Source organism: Burkholderia sp. BCC0397 (assembly GCF_902832865.1).
Classification (GTDB): domain Bacteria; phylum Pseudomonadota; class Gammaproteobacteria; order Burkholderiales; family Burkholderiaceae; genus Burkholderia.
In genome coordinates, this window is sequence record NZ_CADFDL010000046.1 from 1 (window position 1) to 331 (window position 331).

The following is a 331-nucleotide window of genomic DNA, read 5'->3' on the forward strand; positions in this document are numbered from 1 at the left end:
ATCTGAATGGCAAGACCGCAGTCGTCACGGGCGCCGCGAGCGGCATCGGCAAGGAAATCGCGCTGGAGCTGGCCAAGGCAGGCGCGGCCGTCGCGATCGCCGACCTGAACCAGGACGGCGCGAACGCGGTTGCCGACGAGATCAACAAGGCAGGCGGCAAGGCGATCGGCGTCGCGATGGACGTGACCAACGAGGAAGCCGTGAACAGCGGCATCGACAAGGTGGCCGAAGCGTTCGGCTCGGTCGACATCCTCGTGTCGAACGCCGGCATCCAGATCGTCAACCCGATCGAGAACTATTCGTTCTCCGACTGGAAGAAGATGCAGGCGAT

1 protein-coding gene is annotated in these 331 nt (G+C 63.7%); it reads left to right on the plus strand.

The features are described from left to right. Positions 1-2 precede the first annotated feature (2 nt). Positions 3-331: SDR family NAD(P)-dependent oxidoreductase (locus HWX03_RS36710; protein WP_175874685.1), on the plus strand; the 329-nt coding region annotated here is incomplete at its 3' end.